Origin of the sequence: Pseudomonas lutea, from assembly GCF_000759445.1 — a bacterium.
Classification (GTDB): domain Bacteria; phylum Pseudomonadota; class Gammaproteobacteria; order Pseudomonadales; family Pseudomonadaceae; genus Aquipseudomonas; species Aquipseudomonas lutea.
On sequence record NZ_JRMB01000001.1, the window covers coordinates 354,668 to 372,029 of the forward strand.

The following is a 17,362-nucleotide window of genomic DNA, read 5'->3' on the forward strand; positions in this document are numbered from 1 at the left end:
CAAAGACGATTTCATCAACGAACTGTTCGCGCTGTTGCCGGCTGAATTTGCCAAAGACGCGCGCATTCAGTTCTGTGGCCCGGCCGGGACCGATGCCGTCGAAGCGGCGCTGAAACTGGTCCGCACCGCCACCGGCCGCAGCAACCTGATGGCGTACCACGGCGCGTACCACGGCATGACCCAGGGCGCGCTGGCGCTGATGGGCAACCTGGGACCGAAGACCTATCTGGACGGCATGGGCGGTGGCGCGCAGTTTTTGCCGTTTCCCTACGACTACCGCTGCCCGTTCGGGGTCGGTGGTGACGCAGGCGAACGCATCGGTCTGCACTACATCGAGAACCAGCTCACCGACCCGGAAAGCGGTGTGCTTCCGCCAGCGGGGATGATTCTGGAAACCCTGCAGGGGGAGGGCGGTGTCGTGCCCACGTCAGCCCACTGGCTGCGCGAAATCCGACGCATCACCCGTGACGCCGGCGTGCCACTGATTCTCGACGAAATCCAGTGCGGCGTGGGTCGCACTGGCAAACCGTTTGCCTTTGAACACGCGGGCATCGTGCCGGATGTGCTGGTGCTGTCCAAGGCCATCGGTGGCAGTCAGCCGATGGCGGTGGTGGTCTACAACCAGTCGCTGGACGTGTGGAAACCGGGCTCCCACGCCGGCACCTTCCGCGGCAATCAGTTAGCCATGGTCGCCGGCTCCACCACGTTGCGCATCGTCCGCGAACAGCAGCTGGACCTGCACGCTGCTGCCATGGGCGAGCGCCTGATCGGCCACCTGCGGTCGCTGCAGAGAGACTGCCCGCAGATGGGCGATGTGCGCGGCATGGGCCTGATGCTGGGGGTGGAAATGGTCGACCTCGATGGCCGTCCCGACGCACTGGGCCACTTCCCCCATAACGGCGCGCTGGCGTCGAAGGTGCAGCGCGAATGCCTGCAGCGCGGGTTGATCATCGAAGTGGGCGGGCGTCACTCCTCGGTCATCCGCTTCCTGCCGCCCTTGATTGTCACGGCTGCGCAGATCGACCAGATCGCCGACATCTTCGCCGCCGCCGTTCACGCTGCTTTGCAGCACCCCCTGATCGACCTGTAACGCCCGCGAAACAACAGCGAGGCCAGGGATGGCCATTCGCCAAAAGCCAAGAATAATAATGGTAATGAGAAACGTTCTTTGTTACATTTTCACGCTTTTTTGACACATGCAGGCAAAACTTTGGGGCGTGGCCCCGTGTAATTTCAAGGGAGGGGGAGTTCGGATGGCGAGCAACAATAAGGGTCTTTTCAAGGTGAACGCCTTGGCAGCGCTGGTCGCAACAGTCGCCTGCCACGGCTCGGCCTGGGCCGCAGAAGCGCCGGTCAACGCACAGGGCGCCACCATCGAACTGCAGAATTCGATGGTCACCGGTGAAGCGCCCGAAGGGCAGGAAACCGTGGGCTATCAGGTGAAAAACAGCACCGCTGGCACCAAGACCAGCACGCCACTGTCGGAAACCCCACGCTCGGTGTCGGTGGTGACTCGCCAGCGCATCCAGGATCAAGGCTCGCAAACCCTGACCGACATCCTCGGTTACGTCCCCGGCATCTTCGCACCGCCGTTTGCAGTCGGCGACGCCCTGGCCGGTGACCTGTTCTTCATTCGCGGCTACAACGCCACCGATTACGGTTATGGCCTGCTCAAGGACGGCTTGCGTCTGCAGGGCAATCGTTACGACACCACCACCGAACCCTATGGCCTGGAGCGCACCGAAGTGTTCCGCGGGCCGAGCTCGATCCTGTACGGCGAAAACGCGCCAGGCGGGCTGGTCAATCTGGTCAGCAAACGGCCTACCGAAACTGCGCAGGGCGAAGCGAAATTCAGTTACGGCAGCAACAACCGCCGACAGCTGTCCCTCGACGTGTCCGGCCCGCTGACCGACGACAACCGTATTCTGGGCCGCGTCGTCATGCTCGGTCGCAACGCCGACACCCAGGTCGACTCGGTGCCGGACGACCGTATCTACATCGCGCCGTCGATGACTTTCAACTTCGACGAAGACACCGCGCTGACGCTGCTGTCGTCTTACCAGCGCGACCGCACCAAACTGCTGCTGGGCTACCCGGCGGCGGGCACGCTGCTGAACAACCCCAACGGCAAGATCGGCAAGGATCAGTTCAACGGCAACCCGAACTGGGATGACTTCGAGCGCGAAACCTGGACCCTGGGGTATGAGTTCAAGCATCAGCTCAACGACACCTGGCAGTTCCGCCAGAACTCGCGCTACATGCAGTCGCGTCTGGACCGTCACGAGACCTGGCCAAACAACCTGAACAACCGCGGTTTCGGCACCACGCTGAGCAGCACGGCCTACGACCGCGACAACAAGTCGATCACCTATTCGGTGGACAACCAGTTCGAAGGCAACTTCACCTCAGGTGCGCTGGAAAACACCGTACTGCTGGGCGCGAGCTACGATCGCACCTCGTTCAATCAGGACTGGGATGCCGGGCTAGGCGGGACCTACAACGTCTTCAATCCGGTATTTTCGCCGGTGACGCCGAACACCACGCAGTACGTGCAGAACTCGCAACTCGATCAGCACATGTACGGCACCTACGCGCAACTGCAAAGCAAGTACGACAACTGGATTTTCCTGGCCGGCGGGCGTCAGGACTGGGTTCACAGTGAATACCGTAACCGCGCCAGCGCTCGGCGCGCAGGCAGCGCCGCCGTAGCCGGTACCGACCTGGACGGGTGGGACAACGAGTTCAGCTGGCAAACCGGGCTGATGTATCAGTTCGACAACGGCTTGTCGCCATACGTCAGTTATTCCACGGCGTTTACCCCGGCGCAGCAATCGTCGACCCCGACCGGGGGGCTGTTCGATCCGATCAAGAGCGAGCAGTACGAGATGGGCCTGAAGTATGAGCCCAAGGGCTGGAACACGACCTTCAGCGCGGCGGTGTTCAATCTCACCAAAACCGACGATGTGGTGCCGGACAGCACCGGTTTCAGCCGCCAGGTCGGCAAGACCGAGTCGAAGGGCGTTGAGCTTGAGGTGAACAGTGATGTGACGAAGAACCTCAGTTGGACGGCTTCTTATACGTACACCGATGCGCGCGTGACCAAGGACACGGCGGGGTCGTTGTTCAAGGATCATCAGTTGACGGGCGTGCCGCGTAATCAGGCGAGCACGTGGGCGACGTATCGCTTCCTCGACGGTCCGTTGAGCGGTTTCCACGTAGGCGGCGGGGTGCGTTATTTCGACAACACGTTCGCGTATACGGCGCCGAGTCTGTACGGGAAGTTGAAGACGGGCGATGTGACGCTGGTGGATGCGTTGGTGGGGTATGACATCGACAAGCATTGGTCGGTGGATGTGAACGCCAAGAATCTGTTCGACAAGGAGTTTGTGAGCGGCTGCAATAACGCGGGTCGGTGTTATTGGGGTGAAGAGCGGACGGTGATGGGTACGGTTGCGTTTCGCTGGTAATCCGAAGATCAAGAGCGGCTCTGCCTAACGGCAGAGCATTTCGCCTTCGGCGAGTTACTTTTAAAAAACCGGGAGCCGGACCAACCAAAAGTAACCAAAAGTAACCAAAAGTGCCTGCTCTCGGTTAGGCCCCTCCTTCGTCGGGGTTCCTTCACTCCGGTCTCGCTCCGTGGGCCCGCCGCCATCCGCCATCCATGGCGGGGGGCGGCTCTCGCGGCATCCATGCCGCGCCGCTCGGCCCACTCCGCGAAACCTCCGTTCAGCCTGCACCCAAGTCGCGATGTGTGGTGTTTGAGCCTTTTGCGTATGAAGATCAAAAGCGCTGCGCAGATCAAAAGCTTCCCGGCTGAAGCCGGTCCTACGGTCGAGGTCACCGCCAATCCCACTGGACGCCTGCGATGCTTTTGTAGGACCGGCTTCAGCCGGGAAGAGGCCAGCCCAGTCGCCCACATTCTGCTGCCCACACCCCCTCTCTGTGGGAGCGAGCTTGCTCGCGAATGCTGTTGCTGTTGATCGTTCCCCCCACGCTTTTCAGATGCGGCTGCCTGAACGCGGTTTCTGTAGGAGCCGGCTTGCTGGCGAACGCGGCGGGGCAGGTATGAAGATGTTGGCTGAACAAATGCTTTCGCCAGCAAGCCGGCTCCTACAGTCGAGTTGCATTCATCCTCCGACACCATTCCGATCGTGCCCACGCTCCGCGTTAGCATGCATCCCCCGACGCTCCGCGTCACGTCACCAGGCCGGACGCGGAGCGTCCAGAGCGGCATGCCCACGCGGAGCATGGGAACAATCATCAATCTGCCCTTGATTTGCTCTTGATTTGCTCTGGATCTGCTCTTGATCTTCGTACACAGCCAGTCCAGTCACCCCAATCGCGACTTGGGTGCAGGCTGAACGCAGGTCTTGCGCAGTGGGCCGAGCCGCATGGATGCGGCGAGAGCGCCGTCAGGGCAAGGATGCCCGTTCGGCGCGGGCCCACGGAGCAAGACCGGAGTGAGGGTATCCCGACGAAGGAGGGACCTAACCAGGCAGGCACTTTTGGTTACTTTTAGTGCTTTTTAAAAGTAACTCGCCGAAGGCGAAACAGTCTGCCCCCAAGCAGACGCCCTTGATCTTGATCTTCAAAATGTTTTCACAAAAAAAACTAACCACTTGGTGCCCTCATTCGTCTTTCAGGTAAGGGCGCGCTCACCTGCGCCCATCCACACCACGAGGGTTTAACCATGAGCTTCGACAGCGAAAACACACGCTTCCTGGTCGTCATCAACCACGAAGAACAGTACTCCATCTGGCCCGACTACAAAGCCATCCCTGAAGGCTGGAAAAGCACCGGCGTCGAAGGCGACAAACAAACCTGCCTCAACCACATCGAAACCGTCTGGACCGACATGCGCCCCCTCAGCCTGCGCAAGGCCATGGCCTGAACCCTCCACCATCCCCAGGGAGCGTACAACCCATGAACATGCGCATGCTTGCGCCCGACCGCCTGCGCCTTGAAGCCGGCTTCCCCCTGCGCATCCAGCCCGCCCAGCCCGGGGTCAGCCTGGCCGCCGAATTCGACGCCCTGCGCAACATCGTCGACCAGTCGCTGGAGCGCGACGGCGCCATCCTCTTCAGCGGGTTCAGCAGCGAAGGCGTTGAAGGCTTCCAGCGCTTTGCCGCTTCTTTTGGCCATCCGCTGCTCAACTATGAATTCGGCTCCACGCCGCGCACGCAGGTTGACGGCAAAGGCGTCTACACCTCCACCGAATACCCGGCGCACCGCTCGATCCCGCTGCACAACGAACAGGCCTACACCACCGAATGGCCCATGCGCATCTTCTTCTACTGCGCCAAAGCCGCTGTCAGCGGAGGCGAGACGCCGATTGCCGACAGCCGTCGCGTGTACCAGCGCATCAGTCCGGCGCTGCGCAAACGCTTCGAAGAAAAGCGCCTGATGTACGTGCGCAACTACGGCAACGGCCTCGACCTGACCTGGCAACAGGTGTTCAACACCGACCGTCACAGCGACGTCGAAGCGTACTGCCGCACCCGTGGCATTCAGTGCGACTGGAACGAAGAAGGCGACCTGCGCACCCGTCAGTTGGTGCAGGGCGTGGCGCAACACCCACGCAGCAAAGACTGGGTCTGGTTCAACCAGGCGCACCTGTTTCACCTATCGAATCTGGACGAGGAAATGCAGGAAATCCTCCTCGACACCGTCGGCGAAGAAGGCTTGCCACGTAACGTCTATTACGGCGACGGCAGCCCGCTGGAAGCCGATGCGCTGGCGGAAATTCGCGGCGTGCTCGCTGAGTGCGAAGTGGTCTTTCCCTGGCAGACCGGGGACGTGCTGATGCTCGACAACATGCTCACCGCGCACTCGCGCAAGCCCTTCACCGGCGAACGCAAAGTGGTGGTCGCGATGGCCGAAGGCGTCAGCGGCCACACCTTGCACACGCTCACTTGAGTCCGACATCCATGCCCAAAACCAAGCTTGTTTACATCTGGTCGTTGCGTAACGCAGCCGCCGACAAGGCCGGTCAATACGTCGATTACCACGGCGAGCAGCGCTACATGACTTCGCCGCTGGAGTATCTGGTCAACGCGCTCAACACCACGGCGCTGGGCGACCACTACTCGCTGGAAGCAATCATCTACGACGAAAACCCCGAGTCCGCCCGCGACCGGGAGAGCATCAAGGACTACGGTTTTGCGCCGGGGCAGGGCGCGCACTGGTTCTATCCGCCGGGCCTGACAGTGCAGGGACGCAAGGTGGACGATTTGCTGGAAAATGTGCCGTCGAGCTATCGCGCCCTGCCTTTGGGCGACAGCGCGCGGCTGGCGGGCAAAGCCGATTTTGAGCGCCGGCTGGGGGAGAGGCTCCACGCTTTGAAAGCCGATGTGGTGGTGCTGGACGGACTGCTGGTGATCCTCGACGAACTGGTGCGCGAAGGCGCTGATTTCCATCGACGGATTTTCAACGTGCACCCAGGCATCACACGGCTGGAATCGCCATACGAACGGCGCGGCGCCTACGCCACCCTGGACGCGCTGTACGGGGCTCGCGGCAAGAAAGTGGTCAACTGGTCGACGCGGGAGATGATCGACATCCCGGTGGTGGACATGACCGGTGCGTCGTTCCATTACGTCGACAACGGGATCGATTCGGGGGAGGTGGTGTTTGACGTGCTCGACACCCCCATCGCGCCGGACGACACCATCCTTGAGTTGCGCTGGAACAACTTCAACAACAGCCTGTTTCCGGCGCTGGAGCAGGGGTTGTGGGTACTGGCACGGCAGCAGTCTCATTGACGCCATGCGGCTGATCGCACCAGCACAGCGAGTCTCGGCGTGATACCTGCGCTGGCGCCGCTGTTCATCGGTGACTTCGAGCACTACCGCGATGTTCTGGTGCTGCCCGACGATCCCCGTGAGGGCGTGCCTATTCTCACGTTCCTCACCGGCCATTACCTGAACGATGTCCTGACGGGGTTCGGCGCTGCCTACCCCGACAGCGACCCGCGCGGGCTGGCGTCGATCTGGAGCAAGTACTACTTCATCCAACTGATCCCGCCGGTGGTGGCTGCGTCATTGATCCTCGACCATCGTCTGCCGCTGCAACTCGATCGCCTGCAACTGATCCTTGACGAAAGCGGTCTGCCTGCCGCCTTCAAATTACCTCATTCGGGGCAGCGCTGGGCGCCAGCTCCGGTGAACTCTTTCGAGCGCTTCGACGGGCTGCTCAATCATCACCTCAGGCCGTTCATCGAAGCATTGGCCCGCCACGTGCGCCTGTCGCCGAAAGTGCTGTGGAGCAACGCCGGCAACTACTTCGAATGGCTGTTGGGGGTGTTGGCAAACGCGATGCCCCATGCCGATCTTAGTCACGGCCGCCAGTTACTCAACGCCCGACATTTGCCGGACGGCCGCCGCAATCCGCTTTACCAACCCGTGTGCTATATGAAGGTACACGGGCAAAGCGAACTGAAGCGCCAACGCCGAGTATGCTGCATCCGCTACCGTGTCGACAGCCTTGACTACTGCAGCAACTGCCCGCTGTCCTGACTGACCGCGCACACATTGTGGGACCGGCTTCAGCCGGGAAAGCGCCAGTCGTCAGGCTGCAAGACTGAGGCTGATGCCACCGGCCTCTTCCCGGCTTAAGCCGGTCCCACAAAGGCATCGCGCACACCGATTGGCACTGGCTGAAACCCCGATTTGTGGGGACCGGCTTCAGCCGGGAAAGCGCCAGTCGTCAGGCTGCAAGACTGAGGCTGATGCCACCGGCCTCTTCCCGGCTAAAGCCAGTCCCACAGGGGCATCGCGCACACCGACTGGCACTGCCTAAAACCCCGATTTGTGGGACCGGCTTCAGCCGGGAAAGCGCCAGTCGTCAGGCTGCAAGACTGAGGCTGATGCCACCGGCCTCTTCCCGGCTAAAGCCAGTCCCACAGGGGCATCGCGCACACCGACTGGCACTGCCTAAAACCCGATTTGTGCGACCGGCTTCAGCCGGGAAAGCGCCAGTCGTCACGTCGCAAAAGTGAGGGTGATGTCACTGGCATCTTCCCGGCTAAAGCCGGTCCCACAAAGGCATCGCGCACACCGATTGGCACTGGCTAAAACCCCGATTTGTGGGACCGGCTTCAGCCGGGAAAGCGCCAGTCGTCACGCCGCAAAAGTGAGGGTGATGCCACTGGCCTCTTCCCGGCTAAAGCCGGTCCCACAGGGGCATCGCGCACACCGATTGGCACTGGCTAAAACCCCGATTTGTGGGACCGGCTTCAGCCGGGAAAGCGCCAGTCGTCAGGCTGCAAGACTGAGGCTGATGCCACCGGCCTCTTCCCGGCTAAAGCCAGTCCCACAGGGGCATCGCGCACACCGACTGGCACTGCCTAAAACCCGATTTGTGGGACCGGCTTCAGCCGGGAAAGCGCCAGTCGTCACGTCGCAAAAGTGAGGGTGATGTCACTGGCCTCTTCCCGGCTAAAGCCGGTCCCACAATCACGCCTCACGCCCGGTCAAACCGCTGCGTCCATAAAACGCCACCACCACAAAACACCCCAGCGGCAGCAGGTACGCCAGCGCTGTGGAGAAGTGATCCGCCACCAGTCCCATGAAATACGGCATCAGCGCGCCGCCCACGATGGCCATGATCAGAAACGAGCTGCCGCGCTTGGTGTGCGGGCCGAGGTTTTTCACGCCCATGGCGAAGATCGTCGGGAACATGATCGACATGAAGAAGAACACCGCCACCAGCGCCACCACCGACACGCTTTCCACGCCGCTGACCACCACTGCACACAGCGCAACGTTGATCCACGCATAGACCATCAGCAGCCGCTGCGCCGGGATGCGGCCCATCAACCAAGTGCTGAAAAACCGTCCACACATGAAGCAAATCATCGCCACCGACAATAGGTAAGCGGCGGTCTGGCTGGTCATGCTGGCCCAGTGTTCGGTGACGTAGTTGATAAAGAACGCGCCCACGCCCACCTGCGCCGCGACGTAGAAAAACTGTGTGACCACGCCGCCGACAAACTCGCGGTGCTGCCAGAGCGTCTTGCTGTCACCGCGCTGGAGGCTCGACTCCTGCTCGCGCAGGTCGGGCATCGGCGTGCGGGCAAACAGCGCGGCGACCAGCAGCACAATCACGGCGATGACCACGTAGGTGGTCTGCAGCGAACTGTTGTCGCTGCCGGCATTGCTGCCGCCGAAGAACAACGCGCCGCCGAGCAGTGGCCCGACGAACTGCCCCAGGCCGTTGAACGATTGCGCCAGGTTCAGCCGTCGCTCCGCGCCCTTTGGGTCACCCAGCACGGTGGCGTAAGGGTTGGCGGCGGTCTCGAGACAGCCCAGCCCCAGCGCAATCACGAACAGCGCAAACAGAAAAAACGGGAAGCTCGCCGCGTTGGCGGCAGGCATGAACAGCAACGCGCCGGCGGCATACAGGCACAGCCCCAGCAGGATCCCGGCCTTATAGCCGAAGCGATCCATCAGCAGGCCAGCGGGCAAGGCGATGATGAAATACGCGCCGAAGTAGGCGGCCTGCAGCAGCCCGGACTGGGCCTTGCTGACGTGCAGGGTTTCCTGAAAATGCTTGTTCAACACGTCGAGCAGGCCATATGACAGGCCCCACAGAAAGAACAGACTGGTCACCAGCATCAACGCCACCCGTACCGACGGCGCGGCGTGGCGATAGACCGGGGTGTGGATCTTGGTGTCTTTGGTCAACATAACGCTCTCCTTATTGTTGTTGTTAAAGCGTGCAGCGTGATGAAGCGGATGTTCGGTTAACGCCGGGGGTCGCATCACTCCAAGGACTTGCAGGAGCGCGCTTGCCCGCGATTGCGGTATGTCAGCCGCCAGTGAGGTTGAATGTGCCGGCCCCATCGCGGGCAATCCCACTCCTGACATTGAAGCGCTTCAAGGCGGCTGATCTGCCAGGCTGAAAATCTGCGCCATGGGCTGCCATTTATTCCCGGGCTCGGTCCACGGCGTCGGCTTCTGAAACCGCCACATCAACGCCTCCCATTCCTGCACCTTGGGGTGGGCCGCCGATGCCTGATCCATTCCTTCAGCGCTGAACGCCGCGGTGGTGTCCATGACCATGAACAGCCGCGTGCCCAGTCGCCAGATCTGCATGTCGAGCACGCCCTGACGGCGCAAGTGCTCGGCGATTTCCGGCCAGATGCGCCGGTGCACCCGCTCGTATTCGGCGATCAGCGCCGGGTCATCGGCCAGGTCCAGGGCCATGCACAGGCGTTGTCCGTTGCTGTCATTGGCCAGGTCACTGCGCGTATCGCTGCTCATGTCAGTGCCCGGTCGAGATGCGTATAGCCGCCGTCCACCACCAACCATTGCCCGGTGGTGTGTGAAGCGCGCGAGGAGAGCAGGAACAGCACGCTGTCGGCGATTTCCGTCGGCGTGGTCATGCGCTGGCCGAGCGGGATCTTCTCGACAATCTTTGCCAGCTTGGCCTGTGGGTCCTCGAAGCTGGAAATCCAGCGTTCGTACAGCGGCGTCATGACCTCGGCCGGGATTACCGCGTTGACCCGCACACCGTCGGCCAGCAGCGACGCGGCCCACTCCCGGGTCAGCGACAGTTGCCCCCCTTTGGATGCGGTGTAGCCGCTGGTGCCGCCCTGGCCGGTGAGGGCGGTTTTCGAGCCGATGTTGACGATGGCGCCTTTGCTGGCCTTCAGCGCATCGACGCACAGATGGGCCATGACGTAGTAATGAATGAGGTTTTTTTCCAGCGACTCGACAAACGCGCTGCGGCCGGCGTCCAGTCCGACGTTGTCATTGACCCCGGCGTTGTTGACCAGCCCGTCGAGGCGCCCGAACCGTTCGAGCACCTGGCTCACTGCCGCTGCACAGCCTGCCTCGTCGCGCAGCTCGACCTGCACGAACAGCGTCTGCGGCTGGCGTCGGTCCAGTTCAGCGGCCAGCTCGGCGGGCAGCGGCTGGTTGGCGAAGATCACCGGGATCGCGCCTTCCTCCGCCAGCCCCAGCGAGATGGCCGCGCCGATCCCCGAGCCGCCGCCGGTGACGATGAACACTTTGTCTTGCAGATGCAGATTCATGGGCAGTTTCCTTGAAGGCCGTAAAGGCGAAGGGCGGTGCCGCCGCGCAGCGCGTCTTGCTCAGCGGTGGAGAGGCTGCTGATGGCGGTGTCGAAGAGGTGGTGGACCTGGCCGTAACTGCCGGCCAGTTGGCAAACCGGCCAGTCGGAGCCGAACATCAGCCGGTCCGGACCGAACAGCTCGAGGGCCAGGTAGAAATAGGGCAGCAGTTCCACCGCCCGCCAGTGTTGCCAGTCTGCTTCGGTGATCAGGCCGCTCAGCTTGCAGGCAACATGGGGCAGGGCGGCCAGCGGGGCGAGACGGTCAGCCCAGGCGATGGGGTCTTCCAGGGACAGGTCGGGCTTGCCGAGGTGATCGAGGATCAGGTGATGCTGATCGTGACGTCGGCAGAAGTCAGCAGCGGCGTGCAGGTCTTTGTCTTTAATCAGTACGTCGTACGCCAGGCCGTGGCGTTGCAGGTGGTGCATGCCACGGGCGAACGCCGGGTCCTTAAGGAACAGAGAGGGCGCGGGCTCGTCCTGAACAAGATGGCGAAACCCCACCAGTTTCGGCGCGTTTGCCCAGCGCGCCAGCTGCGTGTCCAGATCATCCGCGCGCAAATCGACCCAGCCCACCACGCCGAGAATCCACGGGTGGGTGGTGGCATGGGCGAGCAGTGCGCCCGTCTCGTCAAGGCTCTGCCGCGCCTGCACGGCAATGCAGCCGTCGACGCCGTGCTGGTCCAGCAATGGCTTCAAATCATCCGGCAGGAAATCCCGTTGCAACGGCGCATGGCGCTCGTCAATCCACGGGTAGTCCTGTGGCGTGTAGGTCCAGAAATGCTGGTGAGCATCCACCCGCAAGGGGGATGCCGGAACGCTTGAGTGTCGGGACGACATTGTTGTTGTACTCCGTCCGTTTCATGCCTGACGCAAGTTCCGCAGAGGCGCGAATTTGTAGGAGCCGGCTTGCTGGCGAACCCGATGTGCCAGGCGACTCAGCAGCGTCTGGTCGGACGCATTCGCGGGCAAGCGCGCTCCTACAAGGGTCCGGCGATGTGCTCAGCCTTTGTATGCATACCGCGCCCGCGAAGCGGCCTTCATCTCGATCGAAAAACCCGGCGCGGTGGGCGGCATGTACGCCGCGTCGCGGATCACGCACGGGTCGACGAAGTGCTCGTGCAGGTGATCGACGAACTCGACCACGCGGCCCTCATGGGTGCCGGCAATGCACAGAAAATCGATCATCGACAGGTGCTGTACGTACTCGCACAGCCCGACGCCGCCGGCGTGGGGGCACACCGGGAGATGATATTTGGCGGCCATGAGCATCACTGCCAGCACCTCGTTGACCCCGCCCAGACGGCAGGCATCGATCTGCACCACGTCAATCGCCTCACGCATGATCAGCTGCTTGAAGACGATGCGGTTCTGGCACATTTCGCCCGTGGCGACCTTCACCGGCTGGACCCCGAAACGAATGGCGCGGTGGCCCTCGACGTCGTCCGGGCTGGTCGGTTCTTCGATGAACCACGGCGCGGCGAAGGCCAGTTCGCGGACCCAGTCAATGGCCTCGTTGACCTCCCAGACCTGATTGGCATCGATCATCAGATGCCGCTCCGGCCCCAACACTTCGCGGGCGATGCGCACGCGGCGGATGTCGTCCTGCAAGTCGCGGCCGACCTTCAGTTTGATATGGGAAAAACCACCGTCCACCGCCTCCTGACACAGGCGCCGCAGTTTGTCGTCCGGGTAACCCAGCCATCCGGCCGACGTGGTGTAGCAGGGGTAACCGTCCGCCATCAGCGCCTGCATACGTTGCGCCTTGCCCTCGGCACGTTCGGTCAGCAGCGTCAGGGCCTCGTCCGGCGTGATGCAATCGGTGATGTAGCGAAAATCGATGCAGCGCACCAGCTGCTCCGGGGTCATCTCGGCCACCAGTTGCCACACCGGTTTACCCTCTGACTTGGCCCAAAGGTCCCACGCGGCATTGACCACTGCACCGGTGGCCAGGTGAATGGCCCCCTTGTCCGGGCCGATCCAGCGCAGCTGGCTGTCGCTGGTGACGTGGCGCCAGAAGCGCCCCATGTCTTCGGCGATCCACTCCAGCTTCAGACCGACCATGATCCCGGCCAACGCGTTGATGGCCGCGCAGCAGATCTCGTTGCCGCGGCCGATGGTGAACGTCAGGCCGTGGCCCTGAAGGGTAGGGTGATCGGTTTCGAGAATGACGTAAGCCGCTGAATAATCAGGGTCCGGGTTCATGGCGTCCGAACCGTCGAGCAATTGCGAGGTGGGGAAACGAATGTCTTCGACGCGTACAGCGGTAATGGTGGTCATGGCGAGTCCCTTTGGCGTTGTTATTGGCAGCGCGGCTTACCTGGAATTAGTGAAAAACCTGTCTTCTTCGCACCGCATGATCTTGGGTCGGTGGAGATCCTGTGGGAGTGAGCTTGCTCGCGAAGGCGGTATTCCTGTCCGCAGAGATTCAGCGGATTTACCGGCCTTTTCGCGAGCAAGCTCACTCCCACAGGTAATGCGTCGACAGCTGTCCGGTTACGCCAGCTGCCTCAGGCGTCGACCGTCAACTGCTCCTGCTCACCCAGCCCTTCTATGCCCAGCCGCATGCGCTGTCCGGCCCGCAGGAATACCGGTTCCGGCTTGATACCCAGGCCCACGCCCGGCGGTGTGCCAGTGGAAATCACGTCGCCCGGTTGCAGGCTCATGAACTGGCTCAAGTAGCTGACCAGTTTCGGGATCTGGAAAATCATGGTGCGCGTGTTGCCGTTCTGGTAACGCTTGCCATCCACTTCCAGCCACAGGTTGAGCTGGTGCGGGTCGGCGATTTCGTCGCGGGTCACCAGCCAGGGGCCGATCGGGCCGAAGGTGTCACAGCCTTTGCCCTTGTCCCAGGTGCCGCCGCGCTCGATCTGAAACTCACGCTCCGACACATCGTTGATCACGCAGTAGCCGGCTACGTGCTCCAGGGCGTCGGCTTCGTCGATGTAGCGTCCACCCTTGCCGATGACCACACCCAGCTCGACTTCCCAGTCGGTCTTCTTCGAATTGCGCGGGATCTCCACGTTGTCGTTCGGCCCGACAATCGCGCTGGTCCACTTGTTGAAAATGATGGGCTCTTTGGGAATGTCGGCGCCGGTTTCCGCCGCGTGGTCGGCGTAGTTCAAGCCGATGCAGATGAACTTGCCGATCTTGCCCACACACGGGCCGATGCGCGGTGTGCCCTCCACCAGCGGCAAGGTATTTGGGTCCAGCGACTGCAAATGGGCGATGCTCTCCGGGCTCAGGGCTGTGCCGGACAAATCGCCGATCAGGTCGGACAGGTCGCGAATGCCGCCGTTGCTGTCCAGCAGGGCAGGACGTTCTTGACCGGGTTCGCCGTAACGCAACAGTTTCATGGGGTGTCCTCTAGACGTGAAGTCGGTGTGAGTGGGTACGAAAGGGATGGGCGGGCAAGCTCAGTTGCTCCAGCCGCCGTCGATGATTTGCGCCGTGCCGGTGGTAAAGCTGCTGGCTGGCGAGCCAAGGTACAGCGCCAGTTGAGCAATTTCCTGAGGCGTGCCCAGGCGGCCGATGGGCTGGCGGGCTTCGAACGCCGCGTACACCTCGGCTTCGTCACGCCCCTCGCGGGCGGCCTGATCGGCGACACGCTGGCGTAAAGACGGCGATTCCACGGTGCCGGGGCAGATGCAGTTGCAACGGATGTTCTGCCCGACGAAATCGGCGGCCACCGAGCGGGTAATCCCGATGACTGCGGCCTTGCTCGCGCAATAGGCGAAGCGATTGGGCACGCCCTTGATGGCCGAGGCGACCGACGACATGTTGATGATCGAACCGCCGCCGTTCGCCAGCATCGCCGGCAGGAAGGCGCGGATCATTTTGTACATGGCGGTGACGTTGAGGTCGAAGGCGAAGCGCCAGTCGTCTTCGGAACATTCGAGGATATTGCCGCTGTGCACCACGCCCGCGCAGTTGAACAGCACGTCTAGCGCGCCCACTTCGGCGGCCAGACGCTCGATGGCGGCGTGGTCGGTGACGTCCAGCACACGTTTGTGCACGCTTTGCAGGTGGTCCAGTGCCGCGCCGTTAATGTCGACGGCGAAGACCTCCGCGCCAGCATTCAGAAATGCCTCGACGCTGGCTTGACCGATGCCCTGGGCGGCGGCAGTGATGAGCACTCGCTTACCGGTGAGGTCCATGGTGATCCCTTGTTGTTATTGTTGAGACGACCCGTCTTGTGGGGTCTGCCGGCCGGCCATCGCGTCGCTTCGTCCGCCGATACGGACTGCACGCAGCCCTTTCGGGTTTGCTATGCTCCGCTCGGTGCAGCGCTCCAATGGTCAGGCCATTGGTCCTGTTTTTAGCACCAGATGCGGACCGCAACAAGGTCAATTTTTGATGTTCTGCCTGTTCCACTGCGTTGAAAAACGCCGAGCCGACCGCCGATGCCAATCCAAGTAATTGATAACCAGCGACTTTATCGCCAGATCGCCGACCAGCTTCGGGCGCTGATCGACAGCCGTGAATTTCCTCCGGGCAGCCGCCTGCCGGCCGAACGTGAGCTGGCCAAAATGTTGGGCGTGAGCCGGGCGTCGGTGCGCGAAGCGATGATTGCCCTGGAAGTGATCGGGCTGGTGGATGTCCGGGTGGGCAATGGCGTGCTGGTGTGCGAGCCGCCGGGGAGGGCGCTGACCGATGAGCCGGTGATGACGCAGGTCACCCGGGATCAGTGGAAGGAAGTCGATCCGGAGTTGGGCATCGAGGTGGATTTCAGCGCGGAAATTCCGCCCTTCGCGTTACTTCAGGCGCGCCGTCTGATCGAGCCGGAAGCTGCCGCGCTGGCGGCGCAGAACGCCAGTGACGAGGACCTCGACGCGATCCGCGAGGCCTTCGAGCGCAATACCCGTGACAACCGCGCGCATTCGCATACGCATCCCGGCGACCGGCTGTTCCATATCCGCATCGCCCAGGCCTCGGGCAATCCGGCCTACGCACTGATGATCAAGCACCTGCTCGGTCACCAGTACGGCAGCATGTTCCAGCGGTTGCAGGCCCACTACACCTCTGACGACATGCCATTCCGTTCGGAGCACGAACACCGCCTGATCCTCGACGCCCTGCAAAACCGCGACGCTGAAGCTGCCCGCAATGCGATGGCCGCGCACCTGGACGAAGTCATCCGCATATTCAGTCGGGGTGGGGTGTAGCGTTGCAAGACGGCCTGCGCGGATGTTCCCGTTAACGCATTACCTGTAGGAGCGCGCTTGCCCGCGAAGGCGGTGTATCAAACGATGCAAAGGTCACAGGCAGATTGCATTCGCGGGCAAGCGCGCTCCTACAGTTGTGCGCGGCCGCGGACTTTATCCATCCGTCGACCGCGACACCTCTTCCCATTCCGCAAACTCGGCTTCGAGTTGTGCCAGCTTCTCCCGAACCATCTTCAGCGCATCACTGCCCAGCAACAAATGCGCGGGCGGGTTTTTGCTGTCGATCAGCTTGAGCATGGCTTCTGCCGCCTTGACCGGATCGCCGGGCTGCTTACCGCTGCGTTCAGCACGCGCCTGGCGCACCGGGTCGAAGCTGGCGTCGTAATCGGCGATCTGCCGTGGCGAGCGCTGCATCGAGCGCCCGGCCCAGTCGGTGCGGAACGACCCCGGCGCCACCGCAGTGACGAACACGTTGAACGGTTTGAGCTCCTTGCCCAGCGACTCGGAGATGCCCTCCAGTGCGAACTTGCTGCCGTGGTAGTAGGAAATCCCCGGCAGCGTCATGAACCCGCCCATCGACGTGACGTTGAGAATGTGACCGCTCCGGCGCTCGCGAAACAACGGCACGAAGGCTTTCATGATCGCCACTGCGCCAAACACGTTGACGTCGAACTGGCGGCGCAACTCTTCCAGCGGTGACTCTTCAAGAATGCCTTCATGGCCGTAGCCAGCGTTGTTGACCAGCACGTCGATGGGCCCAAACGCTTTATCAGTGTCGGCCACAACCCGGTCAATGGCGTCGAAATCGGTGACATCCAGCAGCACGCCGTGGGCGCGGCCCGGTGCCTGCGCCTCGAATGCCTGCACAGCCTGGGAGTTACGCAGGGTTCCGATCACCACATGACCCGCTGCCAACGCCTGCTGCGACAGCGCCTGGCCGAAGCCGCTGCTGACACCGGTGATGAAAAGAGTTTTGGTTTTGCTCATTGCGCATATCCTCACGAGGGCGAAGCCGTTGGTAGAAGATCTCCATGTTAGAAACCTTGCGCGGCAATGCGATGGCCCAGTCCTACGTGATGCTTGCCTGATCCTGCCCCGGTAGCATGCACAACAGCATGGCTTGC

The 17,362-nt window shown here is 62.1% G+C and carries 15 protein-coding genes (1 of these 15 only partly in view); 7 read left to right on the forward strand and 8 right to left on the reverse strand.

What is annotated here, in order from left to right; genetic code table 11:
* From LT42_RS01435 to fhuF, 6 genes are all read left to right on the forward strand, one after another.
* Positions 1–1,090, forward strand: partial view of an aspartate aminotransferase family protein gene (locus LT42_RS01435; RefSeq protein WP_052074951.1) — the 3' portion only. It extends 353 nt beyond the left edge of the window; only the last 1,090 of its 1,443 coding nucleotides appear in the window; its start codon lies beyond the left edge, outside the window; its stop codon occupies positions 1,088–1,090.
* A 163-nt stretch (positions 1,091–1,253) separates the two neighbouring features.
* Entirely contained in the window at positions 1,254–3,467 is a 2,214-nt protein-coding gene (locus LT42_RS01440) for a TonB-dependent siderophore receptor (protein WP_081955275.1), read from the forward strand.
* A 1,223-nt stretch (positions 3,468–4,690) separates the two neighbouring features.
* The gene (locus LT42_RS01445; protein WP_037009299.1) at positions 4,691–4,891 is read left to right on the forward strand and encodes an MbtH family protein; all 201 of its coding nucleotides are present in this window, start codon (positions 4,691–4,693) and stop codon (positions 4,889–4,891) included.
* Between the two features lie 32 nt (positions 4,892–4,923).
* Positions 4,924–5,916: a TauD/TfdA family dioxygenase gene (locus LT42_RS01450; protein ID WP_037009301.1), complete on the forward strand. Its 993-nt coding sequence runs from the start codon at positions 4,924–4,926 to the stop codon at positions 5,914–5,916.
* A gap of 11 nt (positions 5,917–5,927) precedes the next feature.
* Positions 5,928–6,761 (forward strand): formyltransferase family protein, encoded by an 834-nt coding sequence (locus LT42_RS01455; protein WP_037009304.1) that lies wholly within the window; start codon positions 5,928–5,930, stop codon positions 6,759–6,761.
* A gap of 39 nt (positions 6,762–6,800) precedes the next feature.
* A complete protein-coding gene (fhuF, locus tag LT42_RS01460) occupies positions 6,801–7,514 on the forward strand; it encodes a siderophore-iron reductase FhuF (protein WP_037009306.1) in 714 nt (237 codons plus the stop codon).
* 939 nt (positions 7,515–8,453) lie between these two features.
* On the opposite strand, the gene LT42_RS01465 is transcribed toward fhuF, so the two are convergent.
* From LT42_RS01465 to LT42_RS01495, 7 genes are all read right to left on the reverse strand, one after another.
* Positions 8,454–9,686, reverse strand: coding sequence for a sugar MFS transporter (locus LT42_RS01465; RefSeq protein ID WP_052074952.1), 1,233 nt, complete (start codon positions 9,684–9,686; stop codon positions 8,454–8,456).
* Positions 9,687–9,875: 189 nt separating this feature from the next.
* Complete coding sequence (locus LT42_RS01470) at positions 9,876–10,262, reverse strand: L-rhamnose mutarotase (protein ID WP_052074953.1); 387 nt, start codon at positions 10,260–10,262, stop codon at positions 9,876–9,878.
* Positions 10,259–11,035: an L-fucose dehydrogenase gene (locus LT42_RS01475; protein ID WP_037009308.1), complete on the reverse strand. Its 777-nt coding sequence runs from the start codon at positions 11,033–11,035 to the stop codon at positions 10,259–10,261. Before LT42_RS01475 ends, LT42_RS01470 begins: the two co-directional genes overlap by 4 nt.
* Positions 11,032–11,913 (reverse strand): amidohydrolase family protein, encoded by an 882-nt coding sequence (locus LT42_RS01480; protein WP_037009309.1) that lies wholly within the window; start codon positions 11,911–11,913, stop codon positions 11,032–11,034. Before LT42_RS01480 ends, LT42_RS01475 begins: the two co-directional genes overlap by 4 nt.
* 162 nt (positions 11,914–12,075) lie before the next feature.
* Positions 12,076–13,353, reverse strand: coding sequence for an L-fuconate dehydratase (locus LT42_RS01485; RefSeq protein WP_037009310.1), 1,278 nt, complete (start codon positions 13,351–13,353; stop codon positions 12,076–12,078).
* 230 nt (positions 13,354–13,583) lie between these two features.
* Positions 13,584–14,429, reverse strand: a complete 846-nt coding sequence (locus tag LT42_RS01490; protein WP_037009313.1) for an ureidoglycolate lyase — start codon at positions 14,427–14,429, stop codon at positions 13,584–13,586.
* A 60-nt stretch (positions 14,430–14,489) separates the two neighbouring features.
* A complete protein-coding gene (locus LT42_RS01495; protein WP_037009315.1) occupies positions 14,490–15,230 on the reverse strand; it encodes an SDR family oxidoreductase in 741 nt (246 codons plus the stop codon).
* Positions 15,231–15,476: 246 nt separating this feature from the next.
* Between LT42_RS01495 and LT42_RS01500 the strand changes: the two genes are divergently transcribed.
* Positions 15,477–16,238: a FadR/GntR family transcriptional regulator gene (locus LT42_RS01500; RefSeq protein WP_037009318.1), complete on the forward strand. Its 762-nt coding sequence runs from the start codon at positions 15,477–15,479 to the stop codon at positions 16,236–16,238.
* Positions 16,239–16,391: 153 nt separating this feature from the next.
* Here LT42_RS01500 and LT42_RS01505 read toward each other — a convergent pair whose 3' ends face one another.
* The gene (locus tag LT42_RS01505) at positions 16,392–17,225 is read right to left on the reverse strand and encodes an oxidoreductase (RefSeq protein ID WP_037009319.1); all 834 of its coding nucleotides are present in this window, start codon (positions 17,223–17,225) and stop codon (positions 16,392–16,394) included.
* Between the last annotated feature and the right edge of the window lie 137 nt (positions 17,226–17,362).